The sequence below is a fragment of the Rhizobium sp. N731 genome (assembly GCF_001664145.1).
GTDB classification, from domain to species: domain Bacteria; phylum Pseudomonadota; class Alphaproteobacteria; order Rhizobiales; family Rhizobiaceae; genus Rhizobium; species Rhizobium esperanzae.
In genome coordinates this window covers 2,685,894-2,706,713 of record NZ_CP013601.1, presented here as the reverse complement: position 1 = coordinate 2,706,713, position 20,820 = coordinate 2,685,894, and the positions used below count along the sequence as shown (strand labels likewise).

The window sequence follows — 20,820 nt, the reverse complement described above, 5'->3', positions numbered from 1 at the left end:
TCATGGTAAAGTAGTGACCTTATCATGGTATAATGCCTAACAGGATGAGCGAATTCGTCACCTCCGAGAACCGGCTGGGCGCTTACCTCAAGGACCGACGCGCCAGGCTTGATCCCGCCGCCCTTGGGTTTGCCGGCGAGCGCCGCCGCACGCCGGGGCTGCGTCGCGAGGAGGTGGCGAGCCGCGCCAATATCAGCCCGACCTGGTACACCTGGCTGGAGCAGGGCCGCGGCGGCGCGCCGTCCGCTGATGTGCTCGACCGGATCTCGCGGGCGCTGATCCTGACCGATATCGAACGCGAACACCTCTTCCTCATCGGTCTCGGCCGCCCGCCGGAGGTGCGCTATCGCAAGGACGAAGGCGTCACGCCGCGGCTGCAGGGCGTGCTCGACGCGCTCGATCCATGCCCGGCGCTGATCCGCACCGCGATCTGGGATGTCGTCGCCTGGAACCGGGCGGCGACCGTGCTGCTCACCGATTACGGCGCGCTGCCGCCCGAAGAGCGCAACGTACTGCGCTTCATTTTCCTCGATCCGCGTGTGCGCGCCGCCCAATATGACTGGGAAAGCGTAGCCCGCTTCGTCGTCGCCGCCTTCCGGGTGGATGCGGCGCGCGCCGGTGCCGCCGCCGAGGTGGAGCCGCTGGTCAACGAACTCTGCCGCAAGAGCCCGGAATTCCTGGCCATGTGGCGCGACAACGACGTGCGGACCCACGGCGAGGGCGCCAAGCACATCAAGCACCCAGTGCTCGGGCTGCTCTCTTTCGAATATTCGGCCTTTCAGGTAGACGGCCGGCCGGATCTCAGCATGGTGGTGTATAATCCGGCGACGGCGGAGGATGCGGCGAGGATCAGGAGTTTGCTGGGGTGACGGGTTATCCGCGTTATTTACCAGCCAGCTAAATTGGTTCACCGCTATCGGGAATTTTTCACCTATTAGCCGCCTTGGGCATGCTCTTCGTGCCATTGGCCTTCACAGGCCGAGTACCGACGTTGCCCCGCCCATTCCCCACTGGCAGGGCAACGTTTATCCGGCAGCCCCGCCATGAGCGAGCCGTGGTAACAGCGACCGTATTACTGCAGCGTGCGCGTCTGAATCGGTTCGGCGGGCGCGTGAGAAGGGGACGCGGATAGAGCGTTTCCTTCCAGGCCGGTTGCCACCACCGAGACGCGGAATTTGCCGTCGAGGCTGCGGTCGAAAATCGCGCCGACGACGATATCGGCGTCGTCCTGCACTTCGTCGCGAATGCGGCTTGCCGCTTCGTCCACTTCGAACAGGGTCATATCCGAGCCGCCGGAGATCGAGATCAGCACGCCTTTGGCGCCCTTCATCGAGATATCGTCCAGAAGCGGGTTTGCGATTGCCGCTTCCGCCGCCTTCATCGCCCGGCTTTCGCCGGCGGCTTCACCGGTGCCCATCATGGCGCGGCCCATGCCCTGCATGACCGACTTCACGTCGGCGAAATCAAGATTGATCAGACCTTCCTTCACGATGAGATCGGTGATGCAGCCGACGCCGGCAAAGAGCACGCGGTCGGCCGTCATGAAGGCATCGGCGAAGGTGGTTTTCGCATCGGCGATGCGGAAGAGATTCTGATTGGGAATGACGATAACGGTATCGGCAGCCTGACGAAGCGCCTCGATGCCAGCCTCCGCCGTCCGCATGCGGCGATTTCCTTCGAACGTAAACGGCTTGGTGACGACGCCAACGGTCAGGATGCCGGCCGACCGTGCGGCGCGTGCGATAACAGGGGCTGCGCCCGTGCCCGTTCCTCCGCCCATGCCGGCGGTGACGAAACACATGTGTGATCCTGCTAGGTGATCCATGATCTCGTCGAGCGATTCTTCTGCCGCCGCATGTCCGATTTCCGGCAGGGAACCGGCGCCGAGGCCCTCCGTCACATTCGCGCCGAGCTGGATGCGGCGCGATGCCTTGGAGGTGGCAAGAACCTGGGCATCGGTGTTGGCGGCGACGAATTCGACGCCTGCCAGTTTCTCCGCGATCATATTGTTGATCGCATTGCCGCCGCCGCCGCCGACGCCCACCACGGTGATTTGCGGCCGCAGCCCGGTAATGCCGCTCTTGGCGTCCGTCATCGTCTTCTCCTTCGATATCTCGTTTCCGCACGCCCTCGTCAGCGGACAGCGAATCGGCGTTGAGCATAGTCGCGCAACAAGGCAGAGGCGAGGCGAAAGAAGCGCTGGCGCCCTGAGCGGCACGAAGTTCTGGTCAGCTCTGCGTCGGCAAATTCGAAGCGGTGGGCAAGCGCATGGCGCTTCCTCTCGCAGCACGGCGTCAAACGTAGCCGCGCTGCTGATTTCGATCACAAGCGCCTACGGGGCGTGAACTAAAGCCGCGCCGCGGTGTTTAAGGCATGCGTCTTCTCTGAAAGGAACATCCCATGCAAAGACTCTTGCTATCCGGTCTTGCCCTTGCAGCATCGGCCACCACCGTCTGCGCCCAACAACCGCCCGCCCCACCCGCCGGCGAGCCACCCGCAGCGAACGAGCCTGCATCGCCACCCCCGCCTGCGCCTGATGATGAGAGGATGATGCGTCACGGGCCGGATGAGCAGTCCCGAGACCGCCCCGACTACCGGTGGCACGGCTCGAGAGGCGACATGGGCTTCCGTGGTTACCGCGATCATCGCCTGCCGCCGCTGTCCAAGGCGGCCCGTTTTCAGATCGAGGATGGAAATACCCGGATCGACCTGAAATGCGCTGAGGACGAACCGACGAAGGTTTGCGCCGATCTGTTGCTCCAGGTGATGGATCGCCTGCAGGGCCGGGATTGACTTCACGCAGCCGCGCTCGGCAAACGCGTTATGACCCATCCCTGCCCGCGTTCTTTTGAGAGGCGCGGGCTTCGCCAAAGCGCCGGCACTGTCCACGATCATTGCGACGCCAGTCCGATTTCGCTCAGGACCTCGACGGGCGGAAATCTCACGCAGTCTGCGGCATCGAGAGTCACCCGGAATTTCATCCGGTTCCGATTCGCCCAGTTGATCGCCGCCTGCGATTTTGCCTTCGGGATTTTGGTGGCGATCGTGCAATGCGGCACCCAATTGCGCGGCCGATAGTGCTCGTGACAGTGGACGGGATCGATTTCCCAGTGAAGCGCCGCATGCAGCTGGAAGAGGCGCTCGTCGTGGTTCGGCCGCGCCCATAAGACCAGGAATTCGTTCTCAAAGTAACCGATCCCTGAAAAACTTAACGTTACGGCAGGGGGGATGCGGAAAACACGCTCGGCTGCCTCTGCCAACCGGTCGACCGCAATCTCCTGATAAACGGCGAGGGTGATATGAGGCGGGTAGTTCAAAGCCCGCATCGAGGCCGTCTCTTCGAATGTTGCGGCTTCATCCCAGAGCTTGAAAACCGGCGAGGCGGTGTCGTTCAGACATTTGAGGCTGATCGCGTAAGGCATTAGCGCATATCCGGTCCCTTCTTGCAGACCATAAACCGACGGAACATTCGATGTCGAGCGGCAGCAAGGACTGATTGCGGCCGGTTCGCATTGCCATCGGGAGATGCGCGTGAGAGGCTCGAAGGGAGAGCATCAATCATGACAGGAACGGAATGGGAGAGATGAGATGATCGATCACATCACCATCGCTGTGAGTGACCTCGAGAAGAGCAAGGCATTCTACGAAAGCGCTCTTGAACCCCTTGGCTATCGCCGCGCCTTCGGCAAGGAGGGCGTGTTCTGGGCCTTCGACGTCGGTGGCAGCCTCTTCGAGATCCAGCGCACCGACGACCAGCCGCCGCTCACGCGTCTGCACGTCGCTTTCCGGGTGCGAGACAGGACGGAGGTCGCGGCCTTTTATCAGGCGGCCCTTCTGGCCGGAGCGCGGGATAACGGCGCGCCCAGTCCGAAACCGGAATACGCCGGAAACTATTATGCCTGCTTCGTCCTCGATCCCGATGGATACAATATCGAGGCAATGATCAACGAACCACGGGCGTAAGGACGTCAGCCTCATCAGATGTCGCCGTAGGGGTAGGTAGATAATCGAGTTCAAAAATGCCGTCGTTTCTTGGCTGGCGGGGAGCGGATTGCGAAGACGCCGTTCGGCGCGAGAATCGTCATCCATGCCACGGCCGTCGAGACCGGTGGCGCATTCGGCCTGTGGAAACCTTCACGCCGCCGGGAGGTTACGCGCATGACGATCTTCTCGACGGCGTCGTCATCGTCGGCGCCAGTGCCATGCATGCGGAGATCAAGCAAGGGGCGGCGACGCTGTCGTTTTGAAGGGCCGGGCGAGCGCGAGAGCAGGCGCCTCTATTCTTGCGCTCGGCAATATACTTGTGAGATTGTACCGCTATACGTGCGATACTGCGTGATCAGGGCGGCGCGGAGGCTTCGATGATGCCCGTGAGGGTCAATGAGCGGCTATCGGTGGCGGGGCAGCCCGATCCAGCCGATTTTGCCGATTTCGCCAAGGAGGGCTTCGCCGCCGTCATCAACGCCAGGCCCGACGGCGAGGAGGCGGGCCAGCCAGGCAATGCTGCAGAAAAGATTTCCGCTGCCGCCGCCGGACTTTCCTACAGTTTCGTGCCGGTGAACGGCAATGAGATTACCGAGGCCGATATCCGCGCCTTTCAGGCGGCCATGGCTGAGGCGAAGGGACCGGTCTTCGCCCATTGCAAGAGCGGCACGCGGGCATTGACGCTCTATGCGCTGGGCGAGGTGCTCGACGGGCGGATGAAGCCGGCGGATGTCCAGACCTTCGGCGAAGGCCTCGGCTTCGATCTTGCCGGCGCACGCCGCTGGCTCGAAAAAGCGGCAAGCCGGCGGCTTCAGGTGAGGGCCTTTTTCGAGCCCCGCACCTGCAGCGTGCAATATGTGGTTTCAGATCCGGTGACGAAACGCTGTGCCATCATCGATCCGGTGCTCGATTTCGACGAGATGTCGGGCGCGACGGGAACGGTGAACGCCGATGCCATCCTTGCCTACATCGAGAGCGAGCGGATGATGGTCGAGTGGATCCTCGACACGCATCCGCATGCCGATCACTTCTCCGCCGCCCATTATCTCAACGAAAGGACTGGCGCGCCGACGGCGATCGGCGTCCATGTCACCGATGTGCAGAGGCTTTGGAAAGAGATCTATAACTGGCCGGCACTCGCGACCGACGGCTCGCAGTGGGACCGGCTGTTTGCCGACGGCGACACGTTTGAAATCGGCGGTCTTACCGCCCGTGTGATGTTTTCGCCCGGCCATACGCTGGCATCGGTGACCTATGTGGTCGGCGACGCCGCCTTCGTGCACGATACGATGTTCACGCCGGATTCGGGGACTGCGCGCGCGGATTTTCCGGGCGGCAGTGCGGCCGCCCTCTGGCACTCGATCCAGGCGATCCTGTCGCTGCCCGAGGAGACCCGCCTCTTTTCCGGCCACGATTACCAGCCCGGCGGTCGTCACCCGCGCTGGGAAAGCACGGTCGCAGCTCAAAAGCGCGCCAATCCGCATATTGCAGGCATGGACGAGGCCGGCTTCGTGGCGTTGCGTCAAGCGCGCGACCGTACGCTGCCCAAGCCGAAGCTGATGCTGCATGCGCTGCAGGTCAACATCCGCGGCGGCCGGCTGCCGGAACCAGAGGAGAACGGCCGCCGGTATCTGAAGATCCCGCTGGATGCCTTGTGACGGAGGCGGCGAGGTGGCGACGGCCGTCATGAACTCGTTGGCCTTTTTCCCGGACTGGCCTATGATTTCCCGGAATGTATGCGTCCGGTCGAACGGAGTTTAGACATGCTCGAACGAAAGCAGCTTCCTTTGCGGCCGGCATCTCCCGGTTTCGCCGTCGCCTGGGTCACGGTCATTGCTGGCGCCAGCGTCGCTCTCAGCCTGTTTTTTGCCTGCGTCACGCCTTTCGTTGCCCTGGCGGCAGTCTCGGCGGTCGTTCTTCCCCGGAAGATGGCGATAATGGCGGTGCTGCTCGCCTGGCTTGCCAACCAGACGGTCGGATATCTCATACTCGACTATCCCCAGACCTTCGACAGCTTTGCCTGGGGGCTGACGATCGGTATCGCCGCATTTGCATCGCTTGTGGCATCTCTCGGCGCGGTTCGCCGTAAGGCCAGCCTTGCCGCCACCATGGCCGGCGCCTTTATTACCGGGTTCGTTGCGTATGAAGCCGTGCTCTTTGCAGCGACGGTAGTGCTTCCGTCCGGCGATGGCGCGTTCTCGGCAGCCGTCGTCGCCGAGGTTCTTTTGATCAATTCTCTCGCCGTGATCGGGCTGATCTGCCTGCACATCGGCGCAGCGGCGGGCCGCGCGCTCGTTGCAGCACAGCCGGGACCGGCGCTGCCTTAGGCCTTTGCCTCCACACATATCGTTTCAAAGCTGCCCGGTCACCTTCCGACACTATGCAGAATGCGCCGAAGGCGGGTTGAGATAGCGGCCGGCAACGGCTATCTCGTTCAGACCCGCAAGCGGATTCTCCGCCAAACCACAAGGCGCATAGCTTCGATGAGCCCCGATTTCCTCGTTACCCATTCCGGTGGTTTCCATGCCGACGAGCTGCTGTCGAGCGTCATTCTGACGCGGCTTTTCCCGCAGGCGCGTCTGATCCGCAGCCGGGCGCCGGAATGGATCACACCAGCCCCGGACCGGATCATCTATGATGTCGGAGGAGCCTATGATCCTGCCGCCGGCATATTCGATCATCATCAGCGCGGCGCGCCGCTGCGCGACGATGGCCAGCCCTACAGCTCGTTCGGCCTGATCTGGAAACATTATGGCCGCGAATACCTCGCAGCTGCCGGTCTTCTCGATCATCATGTCGAGGCCCTGCACACGGCTTTCGACACCGGTTTCGTGCTGCCGATCGACCTGACCGACAATGGCGCGCTCAGCCCCTCGGGGCCTTTGGCTGGCCTGACGCTGCCGGCGCTGCTCGAGACCCTGAAACCGGTATTCGATGCGGAGGAACCCGAGGCTGACGATCGTGCCTTCCATGCGGCGCTGGCCATTGCCCGCAGTTTCATCGATGCCGGGATCGCCCAGAGGGCCGCAAAACTGCGGGCCGAGGCGATCGTGTATCGGGCGATCGAGGCTGCTGGGCAGGGGCGCATTCTGGAATTGCCGCGAGGGATGCCCTTCCGTCCCGCCATCGTCAAGGCCGGCGCCGATCACCTGCTGTTCGTCGTTCACCCGCGCGAAAAGGATTGGTGCGTGACCGGCATTCGTCGTGGCGACGACGGGTTCGAGCTCCGGGCCGATCTGCCGGCAGCCTGGGCCGGCCTTACCAATAGTGAGTTGGAGGCGGTCTGCGGCGTCGAGGGCGCGAGCTTCTGCCATAACGGCCGCTTCATCGCTGCCGCCAAAACCCGCGACGCGGCGCTTGCCATGGCCGAATTGGCGGTGCAAGAGGCGCTTTCGATCGGAGTATAAGTTGGATGGCGCGGCGCCATTCTCCAGCAGATCACCGTATGCCGGCCGGGTTTCGGATCCGGTATTGGTGTCGGGGCCGCAGGCTATCGGTTTGCGCCCAGGTGGCAGCAATCGTGGAAGCGATTGACTTGCATCCGCAAAGGACTAACTTTAATCCATGGCAACCACCACCACCGCGCGAATGATGGCCGAGGGTGAGAGTGGCTGGCGACCTTGAGGAGGATGGGGTTTGCCGTGGATTACCGTGTTATTCTGCTGATCGCCGCATCCGTCATTGCCCTTTTCCCTTTCGACGCTGGAGCGCAGGAGGGGGATGCGACGGCCGGCGCCACCGTTTTCAAGAAATGTGCCACCTGTCATGTCGCCGAGTCCGATACGAACAAGGTGGGGCCGTCACTGAACAAGCTGTTCGGCCGGACGGCCGGAACGCATCCTGATTTTGCTTATTCTGCGGCGATGAAGGCGGCCGGCGAGGGTGGTCTCGTCTGGGACGAGGCGACGTTGCGCGACTATCTGCACAATCCGAAAGCCAAGGTGAAGGGCACCAAGATGGCCTTCGCAGGAGTGAAGGATGACCAGGAGATCACCAATCTCATCGCCTATCTCAAACAATATTCCCAATGAAGGCAATACTCCAAATGACCGGTTGCCGGCGGCGGCGCATGCCTAAATCGCCGTAATTGCCGACATTTTCTATTTGTGCGATAATAAACCCGACGCGTTTGGAGTGCGGTTTCACGGTCGGTCGGTCCAGGAGGGGCGGAAATGGCTGTTGTGCTGGTTCTCGTCTTGGTTGTCGTTGGCTCCGTGCTGTTCCATGTGCTGAGCCCATGGTGGTGGACGCCGATCGCGTCCAACTGGAGCTATATCGACAACACGCTCGTCATCACCTTCTGGATCACCGGCATCGTCTTCGTGGCGGTGGTTTCCTTCATGGCCTATTGCGTCTTCCGCTTCCGCCACAGACCGGGCAATCGAGCGCATTATGAACCTGAAAATCGCAGGCTGGAATTGCTTCTGGCCTCGGGAACGGCGGTTGGCGTCGCGGCGATGCTGGCGCCCGGCCTGATCGTCTGGAACCAGTTCATCACAGTACCCGCCGATGCCGCATCCGTCGAAGTAGTCAGTCAGCAGTGGCTGTGGAGCTTCCGCCTGCCGGGTGCGGACGGAAAGCTCGGCCGTGCCGAGACGCGTGACGTCACTTCCGACAATCCGCTGGGCCTCGACAAAAATGATGCAAACGGCCTCGATGACATCATCGTCGAAGGCGGCGAGCTTCATCTGCCGATCGGCAAGCCCGTGCACATATTGCTGCGCTCCGTCGATGTGCTCCATGATTTCTACGTGCCGGAGTTCCGCGCCAAGATGGATATGATCCCAGGCATGGTCACCTATTTCTGGCTGACACCGACGCGCACGGGCACGTTCGAGATCCTCTGTGCGGAACTTTGCGGCGTCGGTCATCCGCAGATGCGCGGCACCGTCATTGTCGACAGCGACGCGGACTATCAGACCTGGCTCGGGCAGCAGCAGACATTCACCCAGCTGACGGCGTCATCGGGAGAGCCGCCGCCGGCGAACTGAACTGGCCGGAAGACGGCCGGAGGCCGCAGGGCCGGTTTAACCAACCGGCGGGTATAGGAGGAGATATCATGGTCGAGATTCCGTCCGGCAGCGCAGGTGTCATCCCGACCGCCGAAGTCGAGGATGTCGAGCTTTATCATCCGCACAGCTGGTGGACTAAATATGTGTTCAGCCAGGACGCCAAGATCATTGCCGTCCAATATTCGCTGACCGCCATCTCGATCGGCCTGGTGGCGCTGGTGCTCTCCTGGCTAATGCGCATTCAGCTCGCCTTTCCCGGCTATTTCGCCTTCATCGATGCCGATCACTATTATCAGTTTATCACCATGCACGGCATGATCATGGTGATCTATCTGCTCACCGCGCTCTTCCTCGGCGGCTTCGGCAATTACCTCATTCCGCTGATGGTCGGCGCCCGCGACATGGTGTTTCCCTATGCAAACATGCTGAGCTACTGGATCTATCTGCTTGCGGTGCTGATCCTCGTCGCCGGCTTTTTCGCGCCCGGCGGCCCGACAGGGGCCGGCTGGACGCTTTATCCGCCGCAATCCGTTTTGTCAGGCACACCAGGGGGCAAGGACTGGGGTATCCTGCTGATGCTCACCTCGCTTATCGTCTTCATCATCGGCTTCACCATGGGCGGCCTGAACTATGTGGTGACAGTGCTGCAGGGCCGCGCCCGCGGCATGACGCTGATGCGGATGCCGCTCACCGTCTGGGGCATCTTCACCGCGACCGTCATGGCACTCTTGGCCTTTCCGGCCCTCTTCGTCGCCTGTGTCATGATGCTGTTCGACCGCGTGCTCGGCACCAGCTTTTTCATGCCCGCGATCGTCGAGATGGGCACGCAGCTGCAGCATGGTGGCGGCAGCCCGATCCTGTTCCAGCATCTGTTCTGGTTCTTCGGGCATCCGGAGGTCTATATCGTCGCGCTGCCGGCCTTCGGCATCGTCTCGGATCTGATCAGCACGCACGCGCGTAAGAACATCTTCGGCTACCGGATGATGGTCTGGGCGATCGTCATCATCGGGGGCTTGAGTTTCGTCGTCTGGGCGCACCACATGTATGTCAGCGGCATGCACCCGGCCTTCGGCTTCTTCTTCGCCACCACGACGCTGATCATCGCCATCCCGACGGCGATCAAAGTCTACAACTGGGTGCTGACGCTGTGGCGCGGCGATATCCATCTGACGCTGCCGATGCTCTTTGCGCTCGCCTTCATCGTCACCTTCGTCAACGGCGGCCTGACCGGCCTCTTCCTCGGCAATGTCGTCGTCGACGTGCCGCTGTCGGATACGATGTTCGTCGTCGCGCATTTTCACATGGTCATGGGGGTTGCGCCGATCCTTGTTATCTTCGGGGCGATCTATCACTGGTATCCGAAGGTGACGGGACGCCTGCTGGACGAGACACTCGGCCATATCCACTTCTGGATCACCTTCCTCGGCACCTATGCGATCTTCTTTCCGATGCATTATCTCGGCCTGCTCGGTGTGCCGCGCCGGTACTTCGAGATGGGAGAAACGGCCTTCGTGCCACCGTCGGCCCACACGCTGAATATCTTCATCACCGTCATGGCGCTCGTGGTCGGGGCCGGGCAGATGGTCTTCCTGTTCAATCTGGTCTGGAGCCTTTTCCGGGGCAGGGAGGCAGGCGGCAATCCTTGGCGGGCGACGACGCTCGAATGGCAGACGCCGCAGACGCCGCCCCCACACGGTAACTGGGGCAGGGATCTGCCCGTCGTCTACCGCTGGGCCTATGATTATAGCGTGCCCGGGGCGGCCGAAGATTTCATTCCGCAGAATGTGCCGGCAAGCGACGGCGTGACGCGAGAGGTCCCGGCATGAGCGTCGTGCTGATCTTCCTCGCCGCCATCGCCGCCATCATGATCTGGTGGCTGGCCGGGCAGCGGCTGACCTCGAAGCCCTGGCTGGAAACCGGCTCGGTGCAGCTGCCGGACCATCATGGTGTAGACCGGCCGCCCGTGCCTGCGGTGAAAATTGGCCTCTTCGTGTTTCTCGGCGTCGTCGGCGCCGTCTTCAGCCTTGCCGTCAGCGCCTATTTCATGCGCGCGGCATCGGCGGACTGGTGGGGGATGCCGGTTCCGCGGCTGCTCTGGGTGAACACCGCGGCACTGGCCTTGAGCAGCGCCGCGCTGCAATGGGCCAAACGTGAAGCACAGCATGGCCGTATAGAAAGCCTGCGGCCGGCGCTTGCGACAGGACTTGCGCTTGCCGTCTTCTTTCTCGCCGGGCAGATCCAGGCATGGCGGGAACTGACGGTGGCCGGCTACGTACTGGCCGACAATCCCGCCAACAGCTTCTTCTATATGCTCACCGGCCTGCACGGGCTGCATATTTTGGGCGGGCTTGCCGTCCTCGCGCATACGACGGTCAAGGCGTTCGCAGCCGATGTCGCGCCGGAGAGACTGCGGCTCAGCGTCGACCTTTCGGCCATCTATTCGCATTTCATGCTCGCCGTCTGGCTTTTGCTCTTCGCGCTCTTTGCCGGCTGGGCGAATGATTTCGTCGATCTCTGCCGCACGTTGATAAGCTAGGGGATTTGCAGATGGCACACTCTGTCCAGACACACGGCGAGGCAGACCTCAGGCCCGCGGGCCTTCGCGGGGTCGCGGCCGATTTCAGCTCGGATCAGCGCGCCTTCAAGACCGCCTCCTGGGGCAAGGCGATGATGTGGATTTTTCTGCTCAGCGACACCTTCGTCTTCGGCTGTTTCCTGATCGCCTATATGACTGCCCGCATGTCGACGCCCGTCGCCTGGCCCAATCCGAGCGAGGTCTTCGCGCTGCATATCGGCGGCCAGGATGTGCCGCTGATCCTGATCGCGATCATGACCTTTGTGCTGATCTCCAGCAGCGGCACCATGGCGATGGCGGTCAATTTCGGCTATCGGCGCGACCGCCGGGTGACCGCGATGCTGATGCTGCTGACGGCACTTCTTGGCGCAACCTTCGTCAGCATGCAGGCTTTCGAATGGACGAAGCTGATCACCGAAGGCGTGCGCCCCTGGGAGAACCCGTGGGGGGCAGCCCAGTTCGGATCGACCTTCTTCATGATCACCGGCTTCCACGGCACCCACGTCACGATCGGCGTCATCTTCCTGCTCATCATCGCCCGAAAGGTCTGGCGGGGCGATTTCGACGTGGAACGGCGCGGTTTTTTTACCAGCCGGAAAGGCCGCTACGAAGCCGTCGAGATCATGGGCCTCTACTGGCACTTCGTCGACCTGGTCTGGGTCTTCATCTTCGCGTTTTTCTATCTGTGGTGAGGTCGTCATGAGCGAGACAACGGCGCATGCCCAAACCCAAACGGTGCATGCACAAGCACACACTGGACAGCAGCATCCGATCCGGCTCTATCTCTTCGTCTGGGGCTTGCTCTTCGTGCTCAGCGCCTTTTCCTACCTTGTCGATTATTTCGGCATTCAGGGTTATCTCAGATGGACGCTGATCCTTCTGTTCATGATGCTGAAGGCCGGGCTGATCGTCGCGGTCTTCATGCATATGGCCTGGGAGCGGCTGGCACTCGTCTACGCCATCCTGATGCCGCCGGTGCTGGTGCTGGTCTTCGTGGCACTGATGGTATCGGAATCGCAATATACGATCGTTACGCGGCTCGCCTTTTTCGGAGCGGCCCCTTAAATATTGTCATCGGGGGGCCGAGCGCGACGCCTGAGATGACTGCCGCAGGCCCAGTCTGAACTCCTCTGAACTTTCTTATCGAGCGGGCCAACACCTCGACGGGAGACATCTTATGGCTGAGATCTTGCTGTTTCATCACGCACAAGGGTTGACCCCTGGAGTGCGTGCCTTCGCAGACGACATCAGGGCGGCGGGCCACATCGTCCACACGCCCGATCTGTTCGACGGACGCACGTTCGATCGCATCGAGGAGGGTCTCGCTTATATCGGCGAGATCGGATTCGACGCCATCAGGGAACATGGCGTCCGGCTCGCCGACGAACTGCCTCCCGAACTGGTCTATGCCGGCTTCTCATTTGGGGTGCTGCCAGCGCAGAAGCTGGCACAAACGCGGCCTGGAGCCTGCGGGGCTCTGCTTTTCCATTCCTGCCTGCCGATCAGCGGCGAGTGGGCCTTCGGACCCTGGCCGGAGGGCGTTCCGGTCCAGATCCATGGCATGGACAACGATCCGATCTTCGTCGGCGAGGGTGACATCGATGCCGCTCGCGAGATTGTAGCGAAGGTCGCGGACGCGGAGCTTTTCCTCTATCCCGGCGACCAGCACTACTTCGCCGACAGCTCGCTTCCGACATATGACGCGGATGCGACCGCTCTGCTCACTGCCCGCGTGCTTGCGTTTCTGGAGCGCGTCTGATCCGGCGTTCATGGCTCGCTCGAACCCCGCGGCCGCCAATCCAAAAATTCCCACATAAGATATGTCCTAAAACATGATGGAGGTCGCGCCGGGCGGTGGACTCGGTGATGATGGCGCCGTTCGTCATTCCGATCTTGGAGTCCCATGATCTTCATTCCGCTTCCCTTCGTCGTTGCTCTCCTGCTGCTCATCCTCTTTGCCACTGTTCTCAGGCGCGATGAGGAGGTGGCGCCGAACCTGCCTTTTCTGGCACTGATCCTGGTCTCGGCGCTGCAATCCGCGCTTTCCGGCCTGCGTTGGGGCTATGGCGTGCAGGGGGTGGGGCTGGTTGCGCCCGTGATTGCAGCAGTGGTGCCGCCGCTTGCCTATGCCGGGGTTTCCAGGCTGGTGAGGACGAGCCGGCGGTCGCTTGCTGCGCGGATCGGGCTGCATGCCGTGCCCGCTATTCTCATCCTGCTGCTGGTAACCTTCTGGCGGGACGCGATCGACGTGGCGCTGGTGCTCGTCTTTGTCGGCTACGCCGTGGCGATCCTGCTATTGATGCGCCCGGGGGCGGACGCGTTGCGGCTCGCGCCCTTCGAAGGCGCCGTGCCGGCCTATCGGGCAATCATCTTCACGGCAGCCGCGCTTTGTCTCTCGGCCGCTGTCGATACTTTCGTCTTCCTCGATTTCATCTCGGCGCATAGCGAGCGGGCGCTGGCGCTGATCAGCGTGGGAAATCTCGCCGCCCTCGTTATCCTCGGCATTGCTGCGGCAGCCGCCAGCCGCAGCCGGGTGCCGCCGGAAATAACAGAGGTAGCGCCGAGGTCAGATACCAGCGAGGACAAGGAGACGATCGCGATGGTCGACGCGCTGATGGAGGCAAAAAAGCTCTATCGCGACGCCAATCTCAATCTCGAACGGCTCGCCCGCAAGGCCGGAATCCCCGCCCGCCAGATCTCGGCGGCGATCAACCGGACGATGGACAAGAACGTCTCGCAATATGTCAACGACTACAGAATCGGCGAGGCCTGCCGCCTGCTTTCCGCCACCGAAAAATCGGTAACCGAGGTGATGTTCGAGGTCGGCTTCCAGACGAAGTCGAACTTCAATCGGGAGTTCCGGCGCGTGACCGATATGACGCCGGTGACTTGGCGGCAGAGGAAGAGGTGAGGTGCGGGGCCCCCCGGGCTTGCTCTTCTGTAGGACTCGCCATCGATTGTTGTGGCGGGCGTGCCGTGGGACACCCCCCTCTGCCCTACCGGGCATCTCCCCCACAAGGGGGGAGATTGGCTGGGCGAGATAGCTTCCTCAAACAACTAAAGCCCCAAAAATAACGAAAGCATTGTAATTGTCGATGCCGTTTGAGAGGGACCGATGGTCAAGCTCTTGCCGATCTCCACCCTTGTGGGGGAGATGCCCGGCAGGGCAGAGGGGGTGCCACACGGCAATACAGTTGTTGGGTGAGGCGCGCATGCGCAGTCACGGCCGCCAATAGTGCAGCCACCACGTATACAATCGCGATCGAGGCATGCCTGAAAGATGTTCCAGGTCGCGGTTTTTTCGCCGGCGGCCATTCTGTCGGCATGAACACGACATCGGAACATGAACGACACCTTGCCGCCAGGCTCAGATCGCTGTCGGTCGAGCCCACGGTCTTCGAGATTGAGCCGCCGGAGCGGAGAGCCCGGCGGCGGGGAGTATCGGCGATGCTGGCCCTTGCGGGGGTGGTGTCGCTGGCGGTGGCTCTTCTTTATCGGCCGGATGCGCTGGAGCGGATCGCTACCCTTACAAAGTTTATGGGCGGTGAGGCAGTTCTATCGGCTGGTGGAGCGGCGTTGCCAATCACGGCTTTGCCTGAGAACGCGGCGATTGACGACGCCACGCCAACTCCGGGCATCGTCGCACCGAACCGGGGTACGCCAAGCCGCGAGATCACGGGCTCCGGTTATGTCGTGGCGCCCGACATCGCCACCGCTTTTTCCAAATATGAGGGGCGGATCGTCGCCATCGAGGTCGAGGCGGGCGATCCGGTCATTGCTGGCCAAGTGCTCGTTCGGCTTGATGATGCCGGTGCACGCTTCGCGCTCCGAGGCGCTTATATAGCGGGGCGGGCGGCGGAGCTGGCGCTGGAGGCTGGGAATATTGCGCTCGTCCAGGCGCGGTCTTCGCTGGATCGTGCAGAGCGGCTGGCTGGGCGCGACGCTATGTCGGCCGAGGCGCTGGAGGCGGCGCGCACCGCCTTCGATACGGCCGGGAATGCCGCGGCACAGGCAAGGCAGGATCTCGAAAAAGCGAAGCTCGATATCGACAGGGCGCGCGAGCAGATGGAGGCGCTGACCGTGCGGGCGCCGATTTCCGGCACCGTGACGCGGCTTGATGCGCATGTCGGCGACACCGTGCTATCCCGCGAGGATAGCGTGCGGGAGAACGAAAGCCTGCTTGCCATCACCGATACCGCAAGTCTGGTCATCGATGCCGATGTGGCCGAAGTCAATATGGCGCTGCTGCGTCCGGGTCTCAAAGGAGAGGCGTTGCTCGACGGCTTTCCCGATAAACCGTTCGCGGTCGAAGTGGCGAAAATTGCGCCGGTTATTTCCAAGGAGAAGGGCACGGTGACGTTGCGTCTGTCGCTCTTTTCGCCGCCACTGGGCATGCGGCCTGCAATGGCGGCGCGCATTCGGCTGGTGGTGGGCGAGGAGGCTCATCACCCGGCCTCGTCCCTAAAGGCTCCGGCCGCTGGCCTGCGTATCTCAGGATGAGGGCTGATCGGATCGCGATGGCTGCCCCTCACCCTAACCCTCTCCCCGTTCTGACGGGAGAGGGGACGTGCCTCGCGTAGTGTGAATGGGCACGGAGAGGTCACGGCATGTCCCCTTCTCCCCGCTCGCGGGGGAGCAACCATGTTTCATTTTTGCTGGTATTGTGGCGTCCATTCGGTCTTTCGAGAGAGGATTGTGTTGGCGAGAACGATGAGTTTGCGTGCGACGGCTATGACGGCGCACAGGTGATCCTTTCCGTTCTGACGCAAGCGGGCGTAGAAAGAGGCGAGATCCGGATTGTGCCGGGTTGCCGTAAACGCGCACATGAACAGGCTCTTTCGCAGGCGTTCGCGACCACCCTGGATGCGGCGTCTGCCATGATATTTTCCGCTATCATCGTCATAGGGTGCGACGCCGGCAAGGGCGGCGATCTCGGCGCGGCTGGCATGGCCGAGCTCGGGCAGCCGAATGATCAGGCACAGGGCGCTGCGCAGCCCGATGCCCTTAATAGAGGTCAGCAGATCGAGCCGTTGCGAAAGGTCACAATCGTCGCGAACCATCTTTTCGAGCCGCAGCAGATGGGCCTTTCGGCAGGTTTCGAGGCGGGCGACCTCGCGCGCATGACGGCGCTTGATCGCCTCCGACAAGGCGGTCTCGGCAAAGGTTTTGATCAGGGCGATCTGCTGCTCGATCTGTTCCAGATAGGTCAGTTCGGCCGCCAGTTTGTCGAGGCGTGCATCCGGCAGCGCCGGCAACTGCTCGAGACTTGCCGTGAAGAGCGCAATCAGCACGGCATCGAGGCGATCGTTCTTGGCTCGCTTGAGCCGGCTCTTGGCAAAGAAGCGCAATTGCGCCGGCTGCAGACGCGCCGCCGGCCGCTTGCCGGCCCGCAGATGCGCCAGCAACCGCCATTCATAGCCGCCGGAGGCTTCGAAGCCGATGCGGCTGACGTCATGCTCTTGAAGAAAGGCGTCAAGCGCCTTCAGGCCAGCAGCGTCATAAGTGACCCTCAGCCTTGCGCGGCCGGGATGGAGGGCAATGTCGAGATGGCTTTTGCCGACATCGATTCCGGCACAAATCATGCTATTATCGGTCATCTTCGTCGTCCCTGTCTTGGATACGAACCCCAAGGTTCCTGCAACCACACGGGCCAGATGAAGAGCCGGTTGCGATCCTGCTCCCCACAGCCCCTAACGGCTAAGAAGGTGACGATCCGACAACCAGCTGCCGGGCGGGCGGCCACCCGCCCGGCAGGCATCAGTATCCTACATTTTGCTCATCCAAGAAGGGGGCGGCAGCCGGATGAGGGGCGCTGCGGGCCGCACCTTTCTCCAGCCTCATCCCGAGTTGCTCGCGGGCCTCGAAGGACGGGGCTGGTCACGGGGTTCGGCGGATGCAGATGCCTACGTGGGTGAAAAGAAGTGTGCCGGGCGCGGCAGGTCTCTTCTCCGTTTTTCGCGCCGCGACTCCGATGAATAAACAACCAAGGAGCAGAACCATGACCGACACCGCAGAACCCTATATCGCCCTTGCTGGCGTCAGGAAGTCCTTCAGGATCGGAGCGGAGACAATTCCGATCTTTTCCGGGCTCGATCTCTCCATTCCGCGCGGCGATTTCGTTGCTGTCATGGGACCCTCTGGCTCCGGGAAATCGACATTTCTCAACATGCTCGGTGGTATCGACAGCCCGGATGCCGGTGAAATCAGGGTCGGCCGCAGCCGTCTCGAGCAGATGGGCGAAGGAGCAAGGGCGGTCTGGCGGGCACATGCCATGGGCATCGTCTTCCAGTTTTACAATCTGTTGCCGCCGCTGAATGCGGCGGAGAATATCGAGTTGCCGCTGCTGTTGAAGCCGCTCGGCCGCAAGGAGCGGCGGGCTCGCGTCGATACGGTCATGGATCTCGTCGGACTTGCGGGCCGCCAGCGGCAGTTTCCGTCGAGCATGTCGGGCGGGCAGCAGCAGCGCGTCGGCATTGCCCGCGCCATCGTCACCGATCCCGATCTTATTCTTTGCGACGAGCCGACCGGCGATCTCGATCGCAAATCGGCCGATGATATCCTGGAGATACTGAGCTTTCTCAATCGCGAGCTTCAGAAGACCATCATCATGGTCACGCATGATCCCGAGGCCGCTTCCTTTGCCCGGCGCACGCTGCGTCTCAACAAGGGTGAATTCGTCAGCGAGGAAAGGGCGGGCCGATGACCTTCTTCCAGCTCATGCGGCGCAATATCTGGCGCAAGCGGCTGCGCGCCATTTTGCTGATGTTTTCAGTCGGCATCGCCTTCCTGATCTACGGGCTTGCGGCGAGCTTCGTCAGCGGCAGCCAAGGCGCGGCCGGCGCCAGGGACAATCTGCTCGGCGTCTTCAACAAATCGAGCCGCGGGCTGCCGCTGCCGCTTGCTTATCTCAACCGGATCGCGGCCGACGGCGATGTCGCCGCAGTCGCCTATACCGCACGTATGCGGGGCTTCGTCGAGGTCCAAAAGAATGTGGTTGCCGTCAGTGCCGTCGATCCACAGGCGATAGCCGCGGCCAACGGCGACGAGCTCAAACTGACGCCGAAGTTGATCGCGGCATTGGAAGAGGCCGGTGATCGGGTGCTGGTCGGCAGGGCACTGGCGGAAGCCGAGGGCTGGTCGATCGGCCAGCGCATCGGTTTTACCGGGCAGCTTGCCAGGGCTGACGGCAGCCGCAATTGGAACTTCACGATCGCGGGTATTTTTGAGGGGGCGGATGCCAGCACCGATACGTATTTCATGCTCACCCGCTACGACGCCCTCAATGCGGCTCGTGCGCGCGACAAGGATACGGTTGACGCTTTCGTGGTACGTCCGCGCCCGGGCGTGTCACCAAGTGTGCTGGCAGCGCGGATCGATGCTCTATTCGCCAATTCGGCGGCGCAGACGAGGACGCAGTCGGAAAAGCAGTTCCTTGAAGCGTTTCTCCGGCAATTCGCTGATATCAGCCTGATCGTGAGCCTCGTCGTGGGGGCGGCCTTCGTCACCATCCTCATGATCGCGGTCAACACTATGCTCTTTGCGGTGAGGGAGCGGCGTTTCGAGATCGGCGTCTTGAAGGTACTCGGCTTTTCCAGTCCGCGGATTCTCGCGCTCATTCTTGGCGAGACACTGTTTATCTTTCTTGTCGGCGGCGCAGGCGGACTTGTTCTCGCCAAGCTTGCGACTTTTTCCATCGGACCGGAGTTCGGCCTCGTCTTCGGCACGAGCGTGCTTGCGAAATCTCTCGCCATTATAGCGGGGCTCGGCCTGCTGACCGGGCTGCTGCCTGCGGTGATCGCCGTGCGCCTGCCCATCGTCGACGCCTTCAAAACGAGATAGCCCAATGTCATCAACGCTCAAGCAGACCTTTCTCATGATCAGAGTCAACCTTGGCAGCCTGCCGCGACGGCTCTGGATCTCGTTGTCGATGGTACTGTCGGTCGCCCTCGTCGTGGCGGTGCTCTCAGGTTTCCTGGCGATGGCGCGCGGCTTCGAGGCCGCGCTCGCCGGCGCCGGCTCGCCTGCTATTGCCGTTATTCTCGGCGGCGGCACCAACCAGGAGACTGGTTCGGAGGTGCCGGCCGAGGCAATCCGCAGCCTTGCGGCCATGAGCGGCGAGACCGGGATCGCGCGCGATGGCGCGGGCAAGCCCGCATTGTCGCGCGAGACCGTCGTTCCCGTCGATGTCAGACAAGGCGAGGGCGTCGAGCAGACGCTGTCGCTCAGAGGCATGGATCCGGCAGGCCCCGGCTTGCGTGAACGCGCGCGGCTTTCGCGTGGGCGGCTGTTTTCGCGAGGCGAGCGCGAGATCGTCGTCGGCGCCCGCATCGCCGACACCTTTCCCGGCTTTGCGGTCGGCGAGACGATCCGGTTCGGCGCACTCGACTGGAGGATCGTCGGGCATTTCACTTCGGGCGGCAGCGCCTTTGAATCCGAGATCTGGGCGGATCTGGAGGTGGTGCAATCGGCTTTCGACCGACAGGGGCAAGTGCAGAGCCTGCGTGTGCGGCTCGACGGCGGAGGCAATCCCGCAGGAGCACTGGCGGCATTGCGTGATCGCCTTTCGGGCTTGCCCGGCGCGCCGCTCGTAATCGTTTCCGAGGCTGATCTCTACGCCGGCCAGGCCGAGCGCACCGAAAGCCTGATCCGCCTGTTCGGCTGGCCGATCGCGCTGCTGATGGCGATTGGTGCGGCGGCGGGCGCCTTGAATACGATGATGAGTTCGGTTTCCGACCGCAGCGTCGAAATCGCGACGCTGCGCCTCCTCGGCTTTGCCCGCCTGCCGGCCTTCGCCGCTACCTGGGTGGAGGCGGTGCTCCTGTCGGTGGCCGGCACCGGCCTCGGTGTCTTCGCCTCCAAGCTCGCTTTCGACGGTTGGCAGGCAAGCACCATGGGCGCCAACAATACCAGGATGGCCTTTCAGCTCGACGTCACTCCGGACGTGGTCTTCACCGCCGGCCTGCTGGGCCTTGCCATTGGCATACTCGGCGGCGCCCTGCCGGCGATTGCCGCCGCGCGGCTGCCGCTGACTTCGGCTTTGCAGGCGAGGGGGAAATGGCGCTGAGATGATCACCCGCCCCATGATTCGAGACGGCCCCTCGGGTCTTCTCACCATATGGCTGATCGGCATGCGTGGCGCTGTAGCTTGAGCGCAAGCGAGAGCAGAATCACTGCGGTGCAGCCTGAAGGAGAGATATCTGCCGCCCGCCGTTCTCCGATTTATTCGCCTTCAAGTCGCTGGTTTTTCGA

The 20,820-nt window shown here is 62.3% G+C and carries 21 protein-coding genes and 2 pseudogenes; 20 read left to right on the top strand and 3 right to left on the bottom strand.

Annotation, left to right across the window (positions count from 1 at the left end):
• Nucleotides 1-44 precede the first annotated feature (44 nt).
• Complete coding sequence (locus AMK02_RS13360; RefSeq protein WP_064803435.1) at nt 45-869, top strand: helix-turn-helix transcriptional regulator; 825 nt, start codon at nt 45-47, stop codon at nt 867-869.
• Between the two features lie 203 nt (nt 870-1,072).
• Here the strand turns inward: AMK02_RS13360 and ftsZ are convergent, their stop codons facing one another.
• A complete protein-coding gene (gene ftsZ, locus AMK02_RS13355; protein ID WP_011425876.1) occupies nt 1,073-2,095 on the bottom strand; it encodes a cell division protein FtsZ in 1,023 nt (340 codons plus the stop codon).
• A 305-nt stretch (nt 2,096-2,400) separates the two neighbouring features.
• Here ftsZ and AMK02_RS13350 point away from each other — a divergent pair, with 305 nt between their 5' ends.
• Entirely contained in the window at nt 2,401-2,793 is a 393-nt protein-coding gene (locus tag AMK02_RS13350) for a hypothetical protein (protein WP_064803433.1), read from the top strand.
• A 98-nt stretch (nt 2,794-2,891) separates the two neighbouring features.
• Here AMK02_RS13350 and AMK02_RS13345 read toward each other — a convergent pair whose 3' ends face one another.
• Complete coding sequence (locus tag AMK02_RS13345; RefSeq protein ID WP_064803431.1) at nt 2,892-3,422, bottom strand: 2'-5' RNA ligase family protein; 531 nt, start codon at nt 3,420-3,422, stop codon at nt 2,892-2,894.
• Nucleotides 3,423-3,588: 166 nt separating this feature from the next.
• Between AMK02_RS13345 and AMK02_RS13340 the strand changes: the two genes are divergently transcribed.
• The 15 genes and pseudogenes from AMK02_RS13340 to AMK02_RS13275 all read left to right on the top strand — a co-directional run bounded on the left by AMK02_RS13340 (nt 3,589) and on the right by AMK02_RS13275 (nt 16,071).
• On the top strand, nt 3,589-3,963 hold the full coding sequence (locus AMK02_RS13340; protein WP_064803429.1) for a VOC family protein: 375 nt from the start codon (nt 3,589-3,591) through the stop codon (nt 3,961-3,963).
• Between the two features lie 40 nt (nt 3,964-4,003).
• A pseudogene (locus AMK02_RS32140) lies at nt 4,004-4,148 on the top strand (cupin domain-containing protein); the annotation flags it as partial.
• Nucleotides 4,149-4,247 (top strand): annotated as a pseudogene (locus tag AMK02_RS30110) (DsrE family protein); the annotation flags it as partial.
• 114 nt (nt 4,248-4,361) lie between these two features.
• Nucleotides 4,362-5,642, top strand: coding sequence for a bifunctional sulfur transferase/dioxygenase Blh (gene blh / locus AMK02_RS13330; RefSeq protein WP_064803425.1), 1,281 nt, complete (start codon nt 4,362-4,364; stop codon nt 5,640-5,642).
• A 105-nt stretch (nt 5,643-5,747) separates the two neighbouring features.
• Nucleotides 5,748-6,311, top strand: coding sequence for a hypothetical protein (locus tag AMK02_RS13325; protein ID WP_064803423.1), 564 nt, complete (start codon nt 5,748-5,750; stop codon nt 6,309-6,311).
• A 156-nt stretch (nt 6,312-6,467) separates the two neighbouring features.
• Nucleotides 6,468-7,391 carry an MYG1 family protein gene (locus AMK02_RS13320; protein WP_064806216.1) on the top strand — a complete coding sequence of 308 codons (924 nt, stop codon included), beginning with the start codon at nt 6,468-6,470 and terminating at the stop codon, nt 7,389-7,391.
• A gap of 234 nt (nt 7,392-7,625) precedes the next feature.
• Nucleotides 7,626-8,015, top strand: coding sequence for a c-type cytochrome (locus AMK02_RS13315; protein ID WP_189636968.1), 390 nt, complete (start codon nt 7,626-7,628; stop codon nt 8,013-8,015).
• 141 nt (nt 8,016-8,156) lie between these two features.
• Nucleotides 8,157-8,975 carry a cytochrome c oxidase subunit II gene (locus tag AMK02_RS13310; RefSeq protein WP_064803420.1) on the top strand — a complete coding sequence of 273 codons (819 nt, stop codon included), beginning with the start codon at nt 8,157-8,159 and terminating at the stop codon, nt 8,973-8,975.
• A 68-nt stretch (nt 8,976-9,043) separates the two neighbouring features.
• Nucleotides 9,044-10,822 (top strand): cytochrome c oxidase subunit I, encoded by a 1,779-nt coding sequence (gene ctaD, locus AMK02_RS13305; RefSeq protein ID WP_064803418.1) that lies wholly within the window; start codon nt 9,044-9,046, stop codon nt 10,820-10,822.
• Nucleotides 10,819-11,532, top strand: a complete 714-nt coding sequence (locus AMK02_RS13300) for a cytochrome c oxidase subunit 3 (RefSeq protein WP_064803416.1) — start codon at nt 10,819-10,821, stop codon at nt 11,530-11,532. Before ctaD ends, AMK02_RS13300 begins: the two co-directional genes overlap by 4 nt.
• Nucleotides 11,533-11,543: 11 nt before the next feature.
• The gene (locus AMK02_RS13295) at nt 11,544-12,263 is read left to right on the top strand and encodes a heme-copper oxidase subunit III family protein (RefSeq protein WP_064803414.1); all 720 of its coding nucleotides are present in this window, start codon (nt 11,544-11,546) and stop codon (nt 12,261-12,263) included.
• Nucleotides 12,264-12,270: 7 nt separating this feature from the next.
• Complete coding sequence (locus tag AMK02_RS13290) at nt 12,271-12,636, top strand: cytochrome C oxidase subunit IV family protein (RefSeq protein WP_064803412.1); 366 nt, start codon at nt 12,271-12,273, stop codon at nt 12,634-12,636.
• A 112-nt stretch (nt 12,637-12,748) separates the two neighbouring features.
• Complete coding sequence (locus AMK02_RS13285) at nt 12,749-13,330, top strand: dienelactone hydrolase family protein (RefSeq protein WP_064803410.1); 582 nt, start codon at nt 12,749-12,751, stop codon at nt 13,328-13,330.
• A 144-nt stretch (nt 13,331-13,474) separates the two neighbouring features.
• Nucleotides 13,475-14,482, top strand: coding sequence for a helix-turn-helix domain-containing protein (locus tag AMK02_RS13280; protein ID WP_064803408.1), 1,008 nt, complete (start codon nt 13,475-13,477; stop codon nt 14,480-14,482).
• A gap of 413 nt (nt 14,483-14,895) precedes the next feature.
• On the top strand, nt 14,896-16,071 hold the full coding sequence (locus AMK02_RS13275; protein ID WP_082929695.1) for an efflux RND transporter periplasmic adaptor subunit: 1,176 nt from the start codon (nt 14,896-14,898) through the stop codon (nt 16,069-16,071).
• A 146-nt stretch (nt 16,072-16,217) separates the two neighbouring features.
• Here AMK02_RS13275 and AMK02_RS13270 read toward each other — a convergent pair whose 3' ends face one another.
• Nucleotides 16,218-17,168, bottom strand: a complete 951-nt coding sequence (locus AMK02_RS13270) for an IS110 family transposase (protein WP_064800413.1) — start codon at nt 17,166-17,168, stop codon at nt 16,218-16,220.
• 401 nt (nt 17,169-17,569) lie between these two features.
• On the opposite strand from AMK02_RS13270, the gene AMK02_RS13265 reads away from it, so the two are divergent.
• The 3 genes from AMK02_RS13265 to AMK02_RS13255 are packed head-to-tail and all read left to right on the top strand — an operon-like array spanning nt 17,570 to nt 20,635.
• The gene (locus AMK02_RS13265) at nt 17,570-18,274 is read left to right on the top strand and encodes an ABC transporter ATP-binding protein (protein WP_064803404.1); all 705 of its coding nucleotides are present in this window, start codon (nt 17,570-17,572) and stop codon (nt 18,272-18,274) included.
• Entirely contained in the window at nt 18,271-19,410 is a 1,140-nt protein-coding gene (locus AMK02_RS13260) for an ABC transporter permease (protein ID WP_064803402.1), read from the top strand. The genes AMK02_RS13265 and AMK02_RS13260 overlap by 4 nt, the downstream gene beginning before the upstream one ends.
• 4 nt (nt 19,411-19,414) lie before the next feature.
• Nucleotides 19,415-20,635, top strand: a complete 1,221-nt coding sequence (locus AMK02_RS13255) for an ABC transporter permease (protein WP_064803400.1) — start codon at nt 19,415-19,417, stop codon at nt 20,633-20,635.
• The last annotated feature ends 185 nt before the right edge of the window (nt 20,636-20,820 follow it).

Coding starts and splice junctions, on each gene's coding strand:
- AMK02_RS13325 (WP_064803423.1), top strand. CDS start 5,748: ATGCTCGAACGAAAGCAGCTTCCTTTGCGGCCGGCATCTCCCGGTTTC.
- AMK02_RS13255 (WP_064803400.1), top strand. CDS start 19,415: ATGTCATCAACGCTCAAGCAGACCTTTCTCATGATCAGAGTCAACCTT.
- AMK02_RS13280 (WP_064803408.1), top strand. CDS start 13,475: ATGATCTTCATTCCGCTTCCCTTCGTCGTTGCTCTCCTGCTGCTCATC.
- ctaD (WP_064803418.1), top strand. CDS start 9,044: ATGGTCGAGATTCCGTCCGGCAGCGCAGGTGTCATCCCGACCGCCGAA.
- AMK02_RS13295 (WP_064803414.1), top strand. CDS start 11,544: ATGGCACACTCTGTCCAGACACACGGCGAGGCAGACCTCAGGCCCGCG.
- AMK02_RS13265 (WP_064803404.1), top strand. CDS start 17,570: ATGACCGACACCGCAGAACCCTATATCGCCCTTGCTGGCGTCAGGAAG.
- AMK02_RS13340 (WP_064803429.1), top strand. CDS start 3,589: ATGATCGATCACATCACCATCGCTGTGAGTGACCTCGAGAAGAGCAAG.
- AMK02_RS13290 (WP_064803412.1), top strand. CDS start 12,271: ATGAGCGAGACAACGGCGCATGCCCAAACCCAAACGGTGCATGCACAA.
- AMK02_RS13310 (WP_064803420.1), top strand. CDS start 8,157: ATGGCTGTTGTGCTGGTTCTCGTCTTGGTTGTCGTTGGCTCCGTGCTG.
- AMK02_RS13285 (WP_064803410.1), top strand. CDS start 12,749: ATGGCTGAGATCTTGCTGTTTCATCACGCACAAGGGTTGACCCCTGGA.
- blh (WP_064803425.1), top strand. CDS start 4,362: ATGATGCCCGTGAGGGTCAATGAGCGGCTATCGGTGGCGGGGCAGCCC.
- AMK02_RS13300 (WP_064803416.1), top strand. CDS start 10,819: ATGAGCGTCGTGCTGATCTTCCTCGCCGCCATCGCCGCCATCATGATC.
- AMK02_RS13260 (WP_064803402.1), top strand. CDS start 18,271: ATGACCTTCTTCCAGCTCATGCGGCGCAATATCTGGCGCAAGCGGCTG.
- AMK02_RS13350 (WP_064803433.1), top strand. CDS start 2,401: ATGCAAAGACTCTTGCTATCCGGTCTTGCCCTTGCAGCATCGGCCACC.
- AMK02_RS13360 (WP_064803435.1), top strand. CDS start 45: ATGAGCGAATTCGTCACCTCCGAGAACCGGCTGGGCGCTTACCTCAAG.
- AMK02_RS13275 (WP_082929695.1), top strand. CDS start 14,896: ATGAACACGACATCGGAACATGAACGACACCTTGCCGCCAGGCTCAGA.
- AMK02_RS13270 (WP_064800413.1), bottom strand. CDS start 17,168: ATGACCGATAATAGCATGATTTGTGCCGGAATCGATGTCGGCAAAAGC.
- ftsZ (WP_011425876.1), bottom strand. CDS start 2,095: ATGACGGACGCCAAGAGCGGCATTACCGGGCTGCGGCCGCAAATCACC.
- AMK02_RS13345 (WP_064803431.1), bottom strand. CDS start 3,422: ATGCCTTACGCGATCAGCCTCAAATGTCTGAACGACACCGCCTCGCCG.
- AMK02_RS13320 (WP_064806216.1), top strand. CDS start 6,468: ATGAGCCCCGATTTCCTCGTTACCCATTCCGGTGGTTTCCATGCCGAC.